At 67.1% G+C, this 17,665-nt stretch carries 10 protein-coding genes; 6 read left to right on the plus strand and 4 right to left on the minus strand.

Features of this window, described 5'->3' with window-relative positions; genetic code table 11:
* Positions 1 to 7 precede the first annotated feature (7 nt).
* Complete coding sequence (locus AC5L30_RS10085) at positions 8 to 1,045, minus strand: zinc-binding dehydrogenase (RefSeq protein WP_494866692.1); 1,038 nt, start codon at positions 1,043 to 1,045, stop codon at positions 8 to 10.
* Here AC5L30_RS10085 and AC5L30_RS10090 point away from each other — a divergent pair.
* Positions 1,032 to 1,295 carry a MerR family DNA-binding transcriptional regulator gene (locus tag AC5L30_RS10090; protein WP_494866694.1) on the plus strand — a complete coding sequence of 88 codons (264 nt, stop codon included), beginning with the start codon at positions 1,032 to 1,034 and terminating at the stop codon, positions 1,293 to 1,295. The genes AC5L30_RS10085 and AC5L30_RS10090 overlap by 14 nt on opposite strands.
* Positions 1,296 to 1,519: 224 nt before the next feature.
* Here AC5L30_RS10090 and AC5L30_RS10095 read toward each other — a convergent pair whose 3' ends face one another.
* A complete protein-coding gene (locus AC5L30_RS10095) occupies positions 1,520 to 3,814 on the minus strand; it encodes an MMPL family transporter (RefSeq protein WP_494866696.1) in 2,295 nt (764 codons plus the stop codon).
* Positions 3,815 to 5,148: 1,334 nt separating this feature from the next.
* On the opposite strand from AC5L30_RS10095, the gene AC5L30_RS10100 reads away from it, so the two are divergent.
* Positions 5,149 to 7,119, plus strand: coding sequence for a LuxR C-terminal-related transcriptional regulator (locus AC5L30_RS10100; RefSeq protein ID WP_494866697.1), 1,971 nt, complete (start codon positions 5,149 to 5,151; stop codon positions 7,117 to 7,119).
* Between the two features lie 69 nt (positions 7,120 to 7,188).
* On the opposite strand, the gene AC5L30_RS10105 is transcribed toward AC5L30_RS10100, so the two are convergent.
* Positions 7,189 to 9,852, minus strand: coding sequence for a helix-turn-helix transcriptional regulator (locus tag AC5L30_RS10105; protein WP_494866698.1), 2,664 nt, complete (start codon positions 9,850 to 9,852; stop codon positions 7,189 to 7,191).
* A gap of 766 nt (positions 9,853 to 10,618) precedes the next feature.
* On the opposite strand from AC5L30_RS10105, the gene AC5L30_RS10110 reads away from it, so the two are divergent.
* The 4 genes from AC5L30_RS10110 to AC5L30_RS10125 all read left to right on the plus strand — a co-directional run bounded on the left by AC5L30_RS10110 (position 10,619) and on the right by AC5L30_RS10125 (position 15,161).
* Positions 10,619 to 11,767: a sensor histidine kinase gene (locus tag AC5L30_RS10110; protein ID WP_494866700.1), complete on the plus strand. Its 1,149-nt coding sequence runs from the start codon at positions 10,619 to 10,621 to the stop codon at positions 11,765 to 11,767.
* The gene (locus AC5L30_RS10115; RefSeq protein ID WP_494866701.1) at positions 11,764 to 12,426 is read left to right on the plus strand and encodes a response regulator; all 663 of its coding nucleotides are present in this window, start codon (positions 11,764 to 11,766) and stop codon (positions 12,424 to 12,426) included. The genes AC5L30_RS10110 and AC5L30_RS10115 overlap by 4 nt, the downstream gene beginning before the upstream one ends.
* A gap of 312 nt (positions 12,427 to 12,738) precedes the next feature.
* A complete protein-coding gene (locus AC5L30_RS10120) occupies positions 12,739 to 13,179 on the plus strand; it encodes a DUF6220 domain-containing protein (RefSeq protein WP_494866702.1) in 441 nt (146 codons plus the stop codon).
* Entirely contained in the window at positions 13,176 to 15,161 is a 1,986-nt protein-coding gene (locus tag AC5L30_RS10125) for a multicopper oxidase family protein (protein ID WP_494866703.1), read from the plus strand. Before AC5L30_RS10120 ends, AC5L30_RS10125 begins: the two co-directional genes overlap by 4 nt.
* A 220-nt stretch (positions 15,162 to 15,381) precedes the next feature.
* On the opposite strand, the gene AC5L30_RS10130 is transcribed toward AC5L30_RS10125, so the two are convergent.
* On the minus strand, positions 15,382 to 17,361 hold the full coding sequence (locus AC5L30_RS10130; protein WP_494866705.1) for an anthranilate synthase family protein: 1,980 nt from the start codon (positions 17,359 to 17,361) through the stop codon (positions 15,382 to 15,384).
* Positions 17,362 to 17,665: the final 304 nt, after the last annotated feature.

Genomic DNA, 17,665 nt, shown 5'->3' on the forward strand with positions numbered 1-17,665 from the left:
CGGCCCATCACGGAATGAGCAGCGCCTTACCCGGGATCGACCGAGCCTCCATCGCACGGTGAGCGTCGGCTGCCATGGACAGCGGATATTCCTGTGCGATGACCGGACGTACCCGTCCCGCCGCGGCGTCGGTCAGAGCCTTGCTTGCGAGCCGCACCATGTCCGGCGCCTCGAACTGAACGTCCGCGATACCACGCACCACAATGCCGCGGGAGCCGGTGCTCTGTTGGTCCGTTGTGGCGAAGTCGCCGCTCGCCGCCCCATGCGACGACACGCGTCCGCCGTCGGCCACCAGATGGAATGCCTGCCTGCCTAGAGGGCCCCCGACGCCGTCCAGCAGCACGTCGACCGGCAGGCCGCCAAACGCGTCACGTACCGCGTCGGTCCAGCTGTCCTCGGTGTAGTCGACGACAGCGTCGGCGCCGAGCCGCCGCACCAGCGCGAGCTTGACCGCGCCACGGGCAGCCCCGACGACCTGTGCACCAAGCTGGTGCACAAGCTGGACCAGCAGCGTTCCCATGCCGCCCGCGGCTCCCAGGATCAGCACCCGGTCGCCCGGCTTGACTCCAACCCCATCGATGATGGCGATGGCGGTGACGCCGTCGTGCGCAAGAGCAGCCGCGGCCCGCAGGTCCAGGCCGTCGGGGACCGGCACCAGCCGGTCCGTGCCGGTGCGGATCAGCTCGGCATAGGATCCCCGCGTTCCGGGGCCGGCAACGACTCGTCGGCCCACCCAGGATGCGGGGACGCCCGAACCGGTGGAGACCACCGTTCCCGCTGCTGCGCCGCCGGGTACATACGGCGGAGTGACACCGAACACCTCGCCCCAACCACCCCGGATCTGGGTTTCAAGATAGATGGTGTCGATAGCCTCGGCCCGTACGACAACCTCGCCGGTCCCTGTTTGCGGGTCGGGCAGGTCTACCGGCACCAGTACCGCCGGACCGCCGTACTTGGTTACCTGAATCACGCATGTGTTTTCCCCTGATCCGTCTGGCCCGCCGGTGCCGGATCGCCGTTGACAATTTCTGTTGGCAACGTTCACCGTCGGAGACGTCGCCCGGGACAGCGGTGTAAGCAGTTCGGCGGTCCGGTTCTACGAGGCTCGTGGCCTGATCACCGCCATCCGTACCAGCAGCAACCAGCGCCGGTTCGATGACCACGCCGCCTGCCGGGTGAGAGTTGCACAGGTCGCCCAGCGGATCGGGCTCAGCATCAACGAGACCGCAACCCTGCTGGGGACCCTTGGCCCGAGTCCAACTTCGATGACTGGAAGCGGCTCCACACGGAACTGACCGCCGAAGCCCACAGACGTATTGCCGAACTTCACCAGACACTCGACGACATCAGTTTCCACCGAAAACTCTGCGAGCTTTGAGCGGCGGGGGCACCGGCGATCGGCGCGACCACGATCGGGCCGAGCGACTCGCCGTATGTCGGACCCTATTGCGGTGGGGGCTTGGGGAAGGAGTGCGGGGAATGTGTTCAGGGGGTTCCCCGCACTCCTCCCGAGGAAGGGTCAGACTCTGGCCGCTTCCTCAACCTCGGCCGGGGGTGCCGAGGTGATCTTTGGCGCCCGACGTCCGGGCATCCACCAGTTGGCGTTGCCGCACAGTTCCATCACCGCTGGGACGAGGATCATCCGGATGATCGTGGCGTCAACGAGCACGGCGACAGCCATGCCGAGACCGATCTGCTTGACCGAGACGTCGGGGCCGAGCAGGGCGGTCGTGAAGACGGCGATCATGATGGCGGCGGCGGCGGTGATGACCTTGGCGGTCCGTGCCAAGCCGCGCGTGACGGCCCTGCGGGTGTCGCCGGTGGCCTCGTACTCCTCCCGGATCCGCGAGATCAGGAAGACCTCGTAGTCCATCGACAGGCCGAACAGGAGCGGGAACATCATCATCGGCACCCAGGTCGTGATCGGCATCTCGGTGGGGAACCCGAGGACCGAGCCGAGCCATCCCCACTGCACGACCGCGACCAGCACGCCATAGGCCGCGCCGATCGACAGCAGGTTCATCACCGCGGCCTGCAGCGCGATCGTGACCGACCGGACCAGCAGGAGCAGCAGCACCAGGGACAGCACGATGACGACCCCGATCATCAGGGGCAGTCGTGAGCTGGTGTCTTCCGCGTAGTCGATCGCGCCGGCGTTCGGGCCGCCGAGGTAGACGTCTTCGCCGCCTGGCGTCGCGGGCAGCACGTCGTCGCGCAGCTCGTGCACCAGGTCCGCGGTCGCCTCGTCCTGGTACCCGGTCTTGGGGAACGCCATGAAGATGGCGGCCTGCCCGTCCTCGCTGATCCGTGGTGGAGTCGAGTAGGCGATGCCCTCGGTGTTCCGGACCGCCTCGACGACGGGGCTCAGGTCGGCGTCGCGGGAGTCGACCGCAGCGGCGAAGATGAAGGGCGCGCCGTATCCGGGGCCGAAGCCCTCCGAGAGGATCTCGTACGAGGTGTAGCTGCTCCGGTCATGGGGCTGAACGCTGGCGTCGGGCAGGCTCAGCCGCATCGACAGCGCGGGTGCGGCCAGCACCAGCAGGATCGCGGTGGCCAGGACCGCGGCGATGAGTGGCTTGCGCTGCACCACGCCGGCCCAGCGTTCGGCGGGCGTGGGGCGCTCCCGCGCCGGTATGCCGGTTGCCGCCGTCCGGCGGGTCGTCCGACGGGGGAGGCTCAGCGAATTGATCTTGAGGCCGGTGAAGCCCAGGAGCGCCGGCAGCAGGGTGACCGCGGCGCTCATCGTCACCAGCACGGTCGTCGACGCGCCGATCGCCACGCCGATCATCATCTTCTGGCCCATGGCGACCAGGCCCAGCAGCGCGATCACCACGGTCGTGCCGGCGAAAAGAACCGCGTGACCCGCAGTGGTGATGGCCTTGACCGTGGCGCTCTCGGGATCGTCGCCCTCCTGCAGGCTGTCCTTGTAGCGGGTCAGGATAAACAATGCGTAGTCGATTCCTACGCCGAGTCCGATCAGGACGGCCACGATCACCGTGAAGTCGGGCGAGGGGATCAGGTGCCCCGCGAGCTGCATCAGGGCTATGCCGCCGATTACCGCCAGCAGTGCGGTAAAGAGGGGCAGGCCCATCGCCACCAGCGACCCGAAGGCGATGAACAGGATCACCGCTGCCGCCAGGATGCCCACCGCTTCGGCCGCGCCCTGCGGGGGCGTCTCCGCCTCCTCGGCCTTTTCGCCGCCCAGCCCCAGCGTCACGCCGTCGGCGGATGCGTCCTTGACGGTGTCCACCAGAGGCTTGACCTCGGACATCGACACGTCCACATTGGTCAGCGGAATGGTCGTCCTGGCGATACGACGATCCTCCGTCACGAGGTTCTGGTCCTCGTACGGCGAGATCACCGGCCCGGTGATGGGCGAGGCGGCCAGGTCGGCGAGGACCTTCTCGATCTTCTGCCGAGCGGCGGGGTCGTCGATTCCCTTGTCCGCCTTGATCGCGAGCGTGAGCGTGTCGCCCTGCTGGTCGGGGAAGTGCTTCTCGACCAGGGCCTGGGCCTGGGCGGAGTGGGAGTCCCCGCCGGAGAACGAATTGTCGGAGGGAGCGCCGTAGCTGAAGCCGAGGAACGCCACGGCGACGACGCCGACGATCCAGCTCAGGAGCACCAGTCGACGACGCCGATAACAGAACCGGGCCAGTCCCGCCAGAGCTCCATCAGTACGTGGACTCTCGGTAGGCATCAGCTTCTCCTCATAGTTATTTAGCTTGCAGTGCAATACTCGTGTTCGGGGGTGCCCGCGTCGAGATACAGATGAAGGCACTTTTCGGATCGCGCTACCACGGGCGCGGTACTCCATCCGCAGTACAGCTCGTCGGCATTCGCCGTCGTCGAGAGGGGCTCTGTGGTTCGGGAGGCAGCCTACTGCGCAGAAAAGCATCCGAATCAGTCAATGTCTCGGTGGCTACCGCGTCAAGCTGAGTTCATTTGAGCGGACCCGGATCGGTTCCCGGACCAGCTGGTGGAACTCGCGGGAAACAGGATTGCCGTCATGTCGTAAATTGCTAGTATCCGGCTCTATGTCGCAGTCGATGTTTGAGCATTACCGCTGGTGGCGTTCTGGCGAGGGCTTTCAACTGGCTGCACCTGTCGTCAAAATCGGTCAATGTGTACTGACTGAACCGCAATTTCAGGATATCGACGTGCCGGACCGCTCGGAAATGCCCGACCGGCCCGGCGATCGGAGTGTCCGTTGTCTCCGCATCGATGTCGTGATGCTCAGGTGTCATGGTAGACGACTCGGGCGAACGTCAATCTCGCGCCGATTCATCGCCACCTGAGGCGGCATACGGAGCAGCGCTTGCGCGATCGCGCAATTTCGTACGACGCACGAGGTGTCTCGATGCTCGGCCGCTACCCTCCAGTAGCGCACGAATTCCGCGCGTCGGGGTGCTTCGGGTGGACGAGCCATGGCGACCATTCCGACCCGGCAGGCGCTCGATCCGGTCGACGGGCGCTGCGTCTGGTAGGTGTGGTGCGGCGGCCCACGGTGACTGTGCGTTCGATCAGGAACACCTGGGGCGATGCGCGGTAGGCGAGGCCGGCCGGGACGGGCTGCACCCCCCGCTGGTGCGCAGCCGCGCCGGCCTTGGTCGCCCGCACACCTCGGTGGGCAGCCCCGCCGCTGATCTAGGGCGCCAGAGTGCCGGCGGCAACATAGACCTACCCGCGAGGGGGTCGCCGTGTCCCTGTCAGCGGTCCACCAGCTCCGCCCGACTCGGCGACACGCCCCGATCACGTGCACGACAAGGGGTAGTAAGTCATGTCGGGACGGGCGAGCGATGCCCCGGCTGAAGGTGAGCGAAAGAGTAGCGGGGAGTAATGCCGTTGACGTTACTGCTCAGTTTAGTCCGATATTGGTCGCGGCTGCCCGAATGGCCACGACTTACCCCTGATGCCTGGTGGCCGGGGATGCGGCCCAAACATGATCCATGAGCGCCATTGTTTGTGGTAGCGTGATCGTGACCTATCGATTTAAAGTTTTTCCTTCAGGTGCGTGCGCATAATCTCGGGGGGATTATGACAACGGGACCGAAACTAAAGAACCAGAGGTCAGACGCGGTTCTGGCCGCCGTGTGTGTCACCAACGGGTTGGTGCCGAGGCCGCCGGGCGAGGATGCCGACGAGCGGGTCTTGCGGTACATCCTCGGGGCCGCCTTGGACCATGAGTTGATCGACTTCGCCGCCGGCGCGGGCGGGAATCCCCAGCTACTCGCCGAGTTGGCGCTCGGGCTTGCCGAGGAGGGGCTTGTTCGGGAAGTCAGTGGCGGTCGGGGAGTTAATGGCACGTTGAAACTGGTTTCGCGGCGGATTCCCCGTCGCGTCCTGGAATTTGTGGTGTGCCGGCTGAATGACCTAAGTGCGAACTGTCAGCAGTTCCTGAAGGTGGCAGCGGCATTGGGGAAATCCTTCAGACTGGAGGATGTGGCAGGATTGCTGGACAGATCTTCAGGAACATTGCTCTCTCCCTTGGATGAGGCAATGGCATCAGGATTCGTCGTCGCCGCCGAGCACCAACTCGCGTTTCAGAGCGATTTTGTTCTGCAGGCGATCATCGAGTCCATCCCCGCCCCCGCACGTGACGCCCTGCGGCGGGAGGCGATGAGTCTTTCCAGAAGACGTACCCCGGCGTACGGTCAGCGGCTATGGCTGGCCGAGCGGCCGAGCGAATCGTCCGGCACGGTCAAGGACGAAGCCGGCGGGGCGTGCTCCCGGGCGCACAGCCTGATTATGAACGGGGACGCGGCAGCCGGAGTCCGCGCGGCGGAGCGTGTTCTCGCCAGTCCGGGCATCTCTTTGGCCGCTCGGCTCGACGCGGAGGCGTCTCTTATTCTGGGTTACCACCTGCTCGGCAGGGCAGAAGCCGAGATCGCCTCCGAGCGGATCCTGCGGGAGCGAGGGGCCGGGCCGGGCGATATCGCCGCAGCGATGGCGCTGACGGCACGATCCAATGTGCTGTGGCGTACGGGGCGGTTGGCCGAGGGCCTCAAGCTCGGTCGCAACGCGGTTCGCCTCAGCGAGCATGCTCATCCGGTCTGGTGTCTTCATTCCCAACTCGCTCTGGCCGGGAAACTTGTGAGCCTTCGCGAGTTCGACGCGGCCGAGACGCTGATCGATGACGCCGAGGCCGGTCTGCGCGGACTGCCCGTACCGGTCTGGACGGCAGCGTGTGCGGCCATGCGGGCCCGGCTGTTCCTCCAGTCCGGGCGTATCGGGGACGCGCGTCGGGAGGCGGCGCTGGCGATCGCCGCGGAGGAGCGGGACGCCGTTCCCATGCTCGGACCCCTTGCCTACTCGGTGCTCAGTACCGCCTCGTTCTACATGGAGGACCTGCCCGCAGCCATCGAGTACCTGCAGCGGGCGCATACCGCCGCGGCGAGCCAGGTGGTGCTCGACTCCGTGCAGTATGCCTGGGCCGAGATGCTCATCGCGGTCAAGAAGGAAGGACCCTGGGAGGCGGCCCAGCTACTGTCCGGCAAGTACAGCCATCTGCCGACGCAGCGGAGCCTGTACATCGAGGTTCCGAGTGCCGCTGCCTTCCTGGTGCTTCTCGCGCGAGACGTGGGCGACAGCGACCTTGAGTACAGCGTTCTCCGGACGGTCGACGGTCTGGCGGAGGACAATCCGGATTTCCCGATTATTGGATTGACCGCCATGCATGCGAACGCATTGGCGAAAAGTGCCCCGGCCGCGCTCGCGCTCATCATCGTGCAGTCGCCGGATCCGATCTCAGTGGCCCTGGCGACCGAGGAACTCGCCAAGCTCTATGCGGCCAAAGCGCCGGCGGGGGCACGGCCGGTCGCGTCGACCCACTCCGAAGAGGGCACTTCGCGGCTTGCCACCCGCTGGTCCGCTCTTTCCGACATGGAGCAACGTATCGCCTATCTGGTGAGCGTGGGCTTGACGAATCGGCAGATCGCCAAACAGGTGCATCTGTCGGCGCACACGGTGAACTACCACCTCCGCAAGGTCTACAAGAAGTTGGACATCAACACCCGTGTCGAGTTGGCGAACGCGGCTGCGATGTACTCGAGCAGAGCGGCGATCTATTCGATGGACGAGGAGAAATGGGGTTCCGGCCCCGCCGACGGTCGGGCCGGCTGATAGTCGGAAGAACCGCAGAGGACCATTTATCGGCTCCGCCGGCTGATCTGATCAGCCGGCGGACTGGCCCTACCGGGTACCACCTGATCGCTGTGTCGAGACCCTGGGTGAAACGGCCTCGTGGGCGATGAAATGCCTGGTCAGTTCGACGCGGCTGTTGATCTTTAGCTTCGAGAACACCCGCCGGAGATGGCTGTCGACGGTGTGCGGCGACAGGAACAGTGCGCTCGCCGCCTCCCTGTTGGTCCTGCCGTCGATGATCGCCCGGATGACGCGAAGCTCTGCGCTCGTCAGACTTTCCCAGCCCGACTTGGGCCGCTCGGCATCCAGCCGACGGACATTGTGCGCGTCGAGATGACGCAGTTTTTCCCGCACCCGGTCCACGTCACCCTGCGCGCCGCATTCCAGATAGAGATCCACGGCGGAGGCGAGTAGCCGGGCCGCTCGGGCCTTGTCCCGCAGGCTCTGCTCCACCCGCGCCGCGTCCTCGAGCGCGGTCGCCGCCGCCAGCGGACGTCCGGCTAATCGGTGAATATCCGCGGCGCGGTGCAGAGCGACCGGGTCGTTGCGCAGGACGCCCTCGGCGTGCTCGGCGCCCCCCGCCAGCGACTGCACCACCGGGTTGCGCTGGGCGATCCGCCGGGCGAACTCGGCCGCCCGTTCGGCCTCCGAGCCGAGGCCCGCCCGCTTGGCCTGAAGGATGAGCGTCGCCGCAGCCGTCGGAGCTTCGATGAAGAGCAGGGGGTCGGGTACGACGTGCCCCTCGCTGTTGATCAGGGTCTGGACTGCCATCGCTGGACGCCCACTGACCGCGTGGAACTGCGCGAACGCCCAGTTCAGCCGAGCCTTGTCGGCTGTCGCGTCACCGGTCATCAACCGTTCGGTCATGCGCAGCTGGGTACTGGCGGTGGCGAGATCACCCTGATGCATGCTGATGTGGGCCAGCACGAGGCGCGCGGGTACGGAGTCTGCCGACGCCGACCGCTCGGCCGGACGAAGCGCGGCCTCGGCCTCGAGCCGGGCTTCCTCGAGTCGACCTGCCGCAACCAGGAGTTCGGCGCGGTGGCCGTGCCACAGGGACTCCGACCAGGCCGCTCCGAGATTGTCCGCGTCCTGCTCGACGGTGGCGAGGACGGATGTCGCCTCTTCGAACTGATCGGCCGCGAGGAGGGCCCGGACCAGCCACGTCCAGAGCGGGCGCTCAGTGGTGTCGCGGGAGTACGGGGCCGGGGGCTGCGTGCGCCACGGTGCTGTGACGCCGCCGGGCACGTCGCTCATGCGGTTCGTGGTGTCCTCGAGCGCCCGATTCAATTTGGCCCGATCCAGCTCACAGACGTCCTGTCGGGCCAGGGTTCGCTGAAGAAGCTCGACCGTCATACCGTGGCTGGCGGCGTCCCGCAGTCCCTGCCCCAGCTCGAGTACGAGGTGCGCTTCGGTCGCCGCCTCGATACCAGGGCGAAGGGCCACGTCCGCGAGGCGGCAGGCTTCGGCGCACTTTCCCGCCGTGGCAAGCAGGCGCAGGGCACGTGCCAGCGTTCGTGGCGCTTCGTCAAATGTTCGCTCCAGCTGGGCGATGGCCCGAGCCGCCATGTCGTCGCCACGTCCTCGCTCCCGTGGCAGCGGCGGAGCGGAGGGCGTCACGACCGGGGGGAGTGGCACCAGCCACACGGAATGGGCTTTCGCGACGTTGGGTGGGGAAGGGGTGGCCGCGGGAGTGGACACGGTGCCGGGCTCCCGTTCCTGGAACGGGGCGTACTGCAGCGCCTCTCCGATCACCTGCTGCGCGAACGTCAGCTTTGTGCCATCGCGTCGCATCAGGCCGACCTGTACGGCCTCGTCGGCGCCGCAGGACAGCTCGTGAGCCGGCTCGCCGAGCAAGGTCGCCACCTCCTCGACCGTAAACGTCTGGCCGATCCTCCGGCCGTTGACCAGCAGTCGCCGAACCTCGGGCGACATCTCGTCCAGCAGGCTGGCGACAGCGGTGAAAACGCCTTTGGGCAGACGGTCGGACACCACCGAAGCCGCGCCGTCCGCGATGATCATCTGTCCCGCTTTGGTGAGCGCGCTGAAGACGTTCTCCATCAGCCACGGGTTGCCTCCGCAGCGGGCCGCCCAGCTGAGCATGGATGCGTCCGGTTTGGCGCCGAGGATGCCGGTGCAGAACTCGGTTACCGCCGCGCCGTCCAGGGGCCCCAGGTGAAGCCGCACCGCGACGTGCTCGACCAGCCAGTCGACGGCGTGCTGGGCGAGGGACCGGATGGGAACCGGTCGGCGTGCGAGCAGCCACAGCACCGGTGACGCGGCCAGCGACTGCACGAGCCCCCGCAGGGCCAGGGCGCTGACGTCGTCGAGCCGCTGGGCATCGTCCAGGACGATTGCCACGGGATGTCTGCGCGCGGCGCTCTTGACCAGTTCGCCGACACGATCCATCAACCAGAAGGGGTTCCTGTCCGGGCGGGCCAGCTCATCGAAGTCGACTTCACCCGGTATCACGTGACGCAGGAAGTTGATGAGCAGATGTACGGGGATCGGCTGATCGGTGACGCTCACTCGGCCGGCGACCACGGTCAGGCCGCGCTCGGCCGCCTCCAGGGCCGTGGCCTTCAGCAGGTGGGTCTTGCCGACACCGAACGGCCCGTCGACGATGACGCAACTGCTCGACCCCCGCAGGGTGGCGTCCAGACGGCTACCCAACGAGGACAGTGCGTGCTCACGCCCTACCAGTGAACTCATGCTTACCGCTCCGTGTCTCTCTGGAGAATCGTCCGACGCGTGTCCGGGGCATGGCCGTCATCGCGGTGCCTCGACTGTCCGACCGGACAGTCGAGCACCTGATGTCGGAAGAGCTAACTCAGTTATACGGGATCTGCGGTGGGACGGCGCAAATACGTGTATCAGCGTGCACTACTCGCGTGAGTAGTGTGCAGGACGACGCGGTGAGATTACTGTCAGGCTATGCCGACTCGACGTTGAGCCGTGCAGACCGCGGATGCGCTGGTACCGAAATCGCATTGCCTTCGGGTCGATGCGCGCGTCCGGAATGGAATAGGTCAGAGTTCCCGCGCTTGAACTGACGCGTTCTCAAGGAATTAGTGCGAGATTGGGATGCAGGGGGTGATCGCGTCACGCCACTCGGGATAGCTCGACTGCCGATTCAGGTCCCTTCCGGATGACCGAGATCCCTTTGCCTTGCATTGTCAAATGGCCTCACCCGAAGACGGACCATCCCATCGGGACTCTGCTCTCGGATGTCCACGAACGCCGCTGTGGACCCGCGAAGCCACCACAGCGGGATGAGCGGGGCGCCACCTGACCAGGGGATCGATACCCCGTAGGGCGGCGCATCCCGTGAGGCTAGTCGTCACGCGGCGGCTGACCGTCGTACGGACCACGACCACACGCGACGGTCGGCGACGGCAACGGGCCTGCCCACGTCCACGGTGGACACGTCATTTGCCACGGCGGCAGCGGTGCGGTTTGCGGTCGACGCGAAGCCGGTGTGCTCGGCTACAGTGCGCTCATGAGGACTGGACTCTCCGATGTCTGGAACCGGATCAAGAGTTGGATCATCGCGGTTGGCGTGGCGGCAGCGCTGCTGATCACCGCGTTGGCGGGGGAACACTCCACCACGGGCCTCAAACTGCTCGGCTACGCGCTCGTGGTGACGAGCGGCCTGGCGCTGGCGGCCATCAACCGGGCTCCGATTCCCGTCCTGATTCTCACGGGGCTGTGCGTGGTGGGCTACAACGCGATCGGTTTCGCGGTGCCCGCCGTCGCGTACCTGATCGCGGTGTACGCCGCCGTACGGTCTGGGCACCGGATCGACACGCTGGTGGTGAGCGTGATTGTGATGACCGTTCTTCCGCTCGCGATCATGGCCTCCCCCGAGGGTGCTGCGAAGGAACCGGTCGCACAGGCCCGCGGTGTCCTCGAATTGGCCTGGCTGATCGCTGCGGCTGCCGCGGGTGAGGCGCTGCGGCAGGCCGAGCGGCGGGCGGACGAGGCCGAGCGCACCCGCGAGGAAACCGCGCGGCTGCGTGCGACCCAGGAACGGCTGCACATCGCACGGGAGCTGCACGATTCGCTCACCCACCAGATCTCGATCATCAAGGTGCAGGCCGAAGTCGCGGTCCACCTGGCCCGCAAGCGTGGCGAACAGGTATCGGAGTCCCTGCTGGCCATCCAGGAGGCCGGCCGTGAGGCTACCCGGGAGCTGCGGGCGACCCTGGAGACGCTGCGCGACGCCAGCAAGTCGCCGTCACATGGGCTCGATCACCTTCCGGAACTGCTGGCGGGGGCCCATGGGATCGGCCTGAGCACGACGCTGACGATCGAAGGAGAACGGCAGGACGTGCCGGACGCGGTGGACCGGACCGTTTACCGGATCGTCCAGGAGTCGCTCACCAACACCGCCCGCCACGCCGCCGCTGCAAGCGCGTCGATCCGGATCGACTACCTTCCAGACGCCATCGCCATCCGGATCGATGACGACGGAACGGCCAAGCCCAGCTCTGCCCCGGTGCACGGAGTCGGGCTGCTGGGGATGCGCGAACGCGTCACTGCCCTGGGTGGCAGCCTGCGCGCGGAACCGCGTACCGAGGGCGGATTCACCGTCCAGGCCGAACTCCCGGTGGCGCGAATTTCATGATCCGTGTCCTGTTGGTCGACGACCAGCCGCTCCTTCGCAGCGGCTTCCGCGCGCTTCTCGACGCCGAAGACGACATCGAGGTGGTGGCCGAGGGCGCCAACGGCAGGGAGGGGCTGGCCCTCGCCAGGGAGTGCCTGCCCGACCTCGCCCTGATCGACATCCAGATGCCGGTCATGGACGGCATCGAGGCGACCAAGCAGATCGTCGCGGACCCGGACCTGGCCGGGGTGCGAGTGGTCATTCTGACCAACTACGGCTCGGATGAATACGTCTTCAAAGCGCTGCGCAGCGGTGCCGCCGGGTTCCTGGTCAAGGACATCGTGCCGGACGACCTCCTGCACGCCGTTCGCGTCGCCGCGCGGGGTGACGCCCTGCTCGCACCGTCGATCACCAGAATGCTGATCAGCCGGTACGTCGCACAGCCGCCCGGCGCGGAGGTCAGCCCGGGGATGGAGGAGCTGACCAACCGCGAACGCGAGGCCGTCGTCCTGGCGGCGCGGGGCCTGTCCAACGATGAGATCGCCGACCATATGGTGATCAGCCCACTGACCGCGAAGACCCATGTCAATCGGGCTATGACGAAGCTCCGGGCTCGCGACCGCGCCCAGCTCGTGGTCTTCGCCTACGAATCCGGCCTAGTGAGTCCCGTGCACCGCTGACCGGTCGGGAGGCCGAATGCAAGTCGGGTCGCGATGCTGCGGCGGTGGTATGTGGCTGCTGCGAATGCAGCAGTGCCCCGGGGTGCGTACCGCCCCGGCAGTAGATCAATTGTCTCCTTCCGCATGACGACCAGTGACCCCTTCGGTGCCTACGCTGACGCAGGTACGTCTGTTCGGCAGCCGAAGGGATCCTCGATGGGGCTGGCCGGTTTGGTCGTCGGCGTGCCGGCTGTCGCCCGCTCCCGCCGCACCGCCTGACCGGCAAGACAGACCCGAACACCCCTGCGGCTCAACCCACCTGAAGGGACTCCCATGCGTAAAGCGTTCGTCGGGCTGGCGGCGTTGTTAATGTTCGCGATTTTCGTGCTGTTCTTCCTGGCCGGCAACGGTGCGTTCAACAGCGCGCCCAATGACGAGGCATTCCGGCCCCACCGCATGCTGGGGATGGGCACGGTTTTCCTCGCCGTGGTGTTGGCGGTGGTCGCCGCGGTGGGACGGATGCCCGGTCAGATCATCGGCCTCACCGCCCTGGTCGCCGGCCTCGGCATCCTGCAGCCCGTGATCGTGGTCATCTCGAAGGCATTCGGGGACTCGGGAAGCACTACGACCGCCGGACAGTTCGTGTTCGGCCTGCACGCGGTCAACGGGCTGATCATGATGGCCGTGCTCCACACGATCATGCAGAAGGTGGGAGGCCGCAAAGCGACGACGCCCGCCACCACGGCTGCTGGCTCGGTGCGATCGGTATCATGAGTACGCTCCACTGGATCCTTTTCGACTACGTCGTAGCGCTGCTGGGTGTCGCCTCCTGGCTCGCGGCCGGTGTCACGGCGGCCCTCCGGCGCTATCGGCTCGCGTTCGGCCTGCTCGTCGGAGCGGTCCTGGTAACGCTCGCCCGGGTGGCCACCGTGGCGGCGCTGTCCGGCCGGGGCTGGTGGTTCGTGCAGGAGAAGGTGCTGCTGGGCCTTCCCATGCTGGGCGCCGCGGGGCTGGCCGCCGTGCTTTTCACCGGGCCCTGGTTGCGTACGGCGCACCGGACCCCCGGCGAGAGTCTGCCCGCCGGCGGCCTCGTCGCGCTGCTCACGGCGGGATACGCCGCGCTGGCCGGCGTGATGGTGACGTTCTTCGCGGGCTTTCCCCTCACCTGGAGCACCGCGCTGATCGCCGTCTCGTTGGTCTGCGCGGGCGCACTCCTGACCATGCGGGTGATCACGACACCGACCGGAGAGCAGACCGACGCCAGTTCCCCGGACAGCAGCCGAGTGCCGGGACCGCGACGTCCCACGGAGCTCTCCCGCCGCAGGTTCCTCGGCGTGGCCGGCGGGGCGGTCGCGGTCGGATCAGGGGCCACCGGTGTCGGTCTGCTGTTCCGGGATCCCGAGGGCGTGGTCACCGGGGGAGGCCCAGCACCTGCCTCCGGGTCCACCGCGACGGTCTCGGTGGCTGATCTGCGAGGGCCCCGCGTCCCGGTGCCGGGCGGCGCCACCCGGCGGCACACACTCACCGCCAGGACCGCCAACGTGAGCCTCGCGTCGGGAGGCGAGGTCCACGCGTGGACCTACGATGGCCGGCTGCCCGGCACGGCGATCACCGCGACCGAAGGTGATCTCATCGAGGTGACGCTTCGCAACACCGACATCGACGACGGTGTCACCGTGCATTGGCACGGGTACGACGTGCCGTGCGGCGAGGACGGTGCGCCGGGCGCCACACAGCACGCGGTGAAACCGGGCGGCGAGTTCGTCTACCGGTTCCAGGCCGATCAGGTGGGAACGTACTGGTATCACACGCACCAGGTATCGCACCCCGGAGTGCGCAAGGGGCTGTACGGGACCCTCGTTGTGAGTCCGCGAGGGGGACAGCCGGCGGAAGAGCTGGACCTGACGCTGCCCGTGCACACCTTCGACGACGTCGCGGTTATCGGGGACCAGGCCGATCGCACCGTCCACACCGCCCGTCCGGGCGCGCTGGTGCGACTGCGAATGATCAACACCGACTCGGATCCGCACTGGTTCGCGCTGACCGACACGCCGTTCCGGGTGGTGGCAGTTGACGGCCGCGATCTGCACCGGCCGGGCGAGCTGCGTGAGGTCGGGCTCCGCATACCCGCCGGCGGGCGGTACGACGCGGTCCTGACCATGCCGGAGACGCCGGTGGCACTCGTGCTCGACAACGGCTACGCCAAGGGCTTGCTGCTGCGCCCGACCGGCTACGCCGGGAACGATCCGGCCCGGCCGGAGACCTCCGACTGGCCCGAGCTCGACTTGCTGCACTACGGCGAGCCTGCGGTCGTACCGTTCGACACCGACAACGCCGATCGGCATTTCACGCTCGTCCTGGACCGCTCCCTGGCCATGGTCGACGGCCGCCCGACCTTCGCCCAGACCGTCGACGGTCGCGGGCATCCTTCGGTCCCCGACCAGCTCGTCGCCGAGGGGGACGTCGTCCGCTTCACGGTGGTCAACCGGAGCCTCGAGACTCACCCTTGGCACCTGCACGGCCATTCCGTGCTGGTTCTCTCCAGGGACGGAGAGCGTTCCTCCGGAAGCCCACTGTGGGTGGACACCTTCGATGTGCGGCCGGGAGAGGTCTGGGAGGTGGCGTTCCGCGCCAACAACCCGGGTGTCTGGATGAACCACTGCCACAACCTGCCGCATCAGGAGCAGGGCATGATGCTGCGGCTCGTCTACGACGGTGTGAGTACTCCCTTCGCAGGCGGCAGCCACGCTCACTGACGTGCCGGCCCGAGGGTCGGCGGGCTGTCCTCGCATGACCGGAACCGAGGGCAGCCTGACACCTTGGGTGACGAGGGCGAGCTGCCCCCTGTGCGGTGGCTGGGGTGATGTGCCTTGGTGGAGCAGATGAAGCACTGGCAAGACGGTTGATGTGGATAGCCCGACGGTGCCGGACGCATCGCCCGGCGTTGCCGGACCGGCCGGGGCATCGCATGACCGCCTAGTGGTGACGCGCGCCGACACGTGTATCAGCGGCGGCGGCGCTCTGCGCTTCCTTGAGTAGCGAGACGAGTAGGTCGCTGAGGATCTGCGGGCCGTGCTGGGTGAGGATGGATTCGAGATGGAACTGCACGGACCGGAATCCCGCGCCGCGCAGGGCGTGCACCTCGCCCGTCTCCGGGGTTCGGCTCACCTGCACGGGCTTGCCCTTCCCTCGTGAGATGACGCCGTGTGCGGAACGGGCGGTGTAGGTGTTGTAGAAGCCCACGAGTTCGGACCGGCCAAACAGGTCGACGCGCATCTGGACGCCCTGGTTGGGCACCGTGCGCCGTACGAGGTCGAGGCCCAACTCGGCGGCGAGGACCTGGTGGCCCAGGCAGATGGACAGGAACGGGACCGCGCCGGCGAGCAGGTCACGGGTGAGCGTGCGGAGCGTGTTCATGCGCGGGTCTGTCATGTCGCTGGGGTCGCCGGGGCCGGGACCGACGATGACGAGGTCGTAGCCCTCCAGTTGCAGCGGACTGTCGTATCGGGTGATCGTGGTCCGGAGGCCGAGGGATCGCAGCTGATGGCCGAGCATTCCCATGAAGGTGTCCTCGTTGTCGACGACCAGGACGCGCCGACCGTCCAACTCCGGTTCCGGGCTCGTCCGGTGTGCCCCGTCGAGCCAGAATCGCGACAGCGTGGAGTTGCGGCTCTGCAACGCCAGCCGTACCCGGGGATGGGTGGACGGCGACGGGTGCGCCCCCGTGACAGCGGGCTCGCCCGCGGCGCCGTCGCCGTCGAGCGTGAGGCCGAGCGCTTCGAGCATGCCCGCGGCCTTGGCCTGCGTCTCGGCGATCTCGGACTCGGGCTTGGAGTCACGGACCAGGGTGGCGCCGACGCCCAGGCGCAGCTTGCCGTTGTTGCCGACCTCGGCGGTGCGGATCATGATCGCTGAGTCGAGCGTGCGGCTGCCCATCGCGTCACGGCCAATCAGTGCGAGAACGCCGCCGTAGTATCCGCGCCCGGTCGTCTCATGTCGGGTGATGACCCGGAAGGCGTTCTCGAGCGGACTGCCGGTGACGGTCGGCGCGAGCAGGGTCTCCCGCAGCACGTCGCGTACGTCGAGGTCGCTCTGACCGGTCAAGGTATACTCAGAGTGAGTGAGGCGTGCCATCTCTTTGAGAAACGGGCCGTGCACCCGACCGCCGGAGGTGCACATACGCGCCATCATTTTCAGTTCTTCGTCGACGACCATATACAGTTCGTTGGCCTCTTTCGGGTCATTCAGAAACTGCAGTAAACCGGAAATTTCCGGCCCGGTCGAGGGGTGCCGGTAGGTCCCGCTGATGGGGTTCATCGAGATGGTGCCGCCTGCCATGCTGACGTGCCGCTCCGGCGATGCGCCGATGAATGTCCCCGCGCCGGTGTGGAACAGGAACGTCCAGTACGAACCCAGCTCCCCGGTCAGCAGCCGCCGAAAGATCGCCAGCTCCGTGCGGGCCGAACAGTCGTCCAGCCGCGCGGCGAAGGATCGCCTGATGACGAAGTTGGATCCGGCGCCCTGTCCGATCTCATCACCCACCACGCGCTTGACGATCGCCGCGTAGTCCTCGTCGCTGGCGTCGAATCCGGCGTCGGACACGCGCACCTTCTGCTCGGGCAGGCCAGCCAGGGCCTGATCGAGGCTGAGTTCGGCTTGCTCGTGGATCCGCATGGCAAGCAGGGGCGCATGGTCGTCGTGGCAGTCGAACCCACGTTCGGTGACCTGCCGGTACGGGACCGCCACAAGCAGGTCGTGCCGGGCGCCACTCGCCGGGTCGCCGGGTAGGGGCAGCTCGGCGAGGCTGCCCACGTCGTGGACGTCGCCGGTCAGGACCTCCACGCGCGCGTCTCTGGCCGGGTCGGGCCGATACAGCAGGGCGAAGGCGCGCCCGTCCTCGCCGAGGCCGGCCAGAGCATCCGGGGGCCCGGCCATGCTCGAATGCGTCCCGTCCATATTGCTCCCCTTCGCATGAGATCAGATCACCCCTCTCGATACTGCGGCGGCGAAAGGCGTAGCACATGACGTGACGCCACGATCCCGTATTCCCGGTAACGTGCGGCCGGTATGGCGTGAACAGATGAATGCAGCACCACTACTCGAGCGGGTAGTGGTCGGGCAAATGCATCGCCATTACCGTCGACGGCATTACCGGCTCAACGAGGGCGGTGAACATGGCTGTGAATGTGCTGGTCCAGAAAAGCGGCGGTACTTCTGCGCGGACTCTCGACCGCGCTCGTCACGCCGCCCTGCGTATCGC

It is taken from the genome of Micromonospora sp. BQ32 (assembly GCF_059358895.1).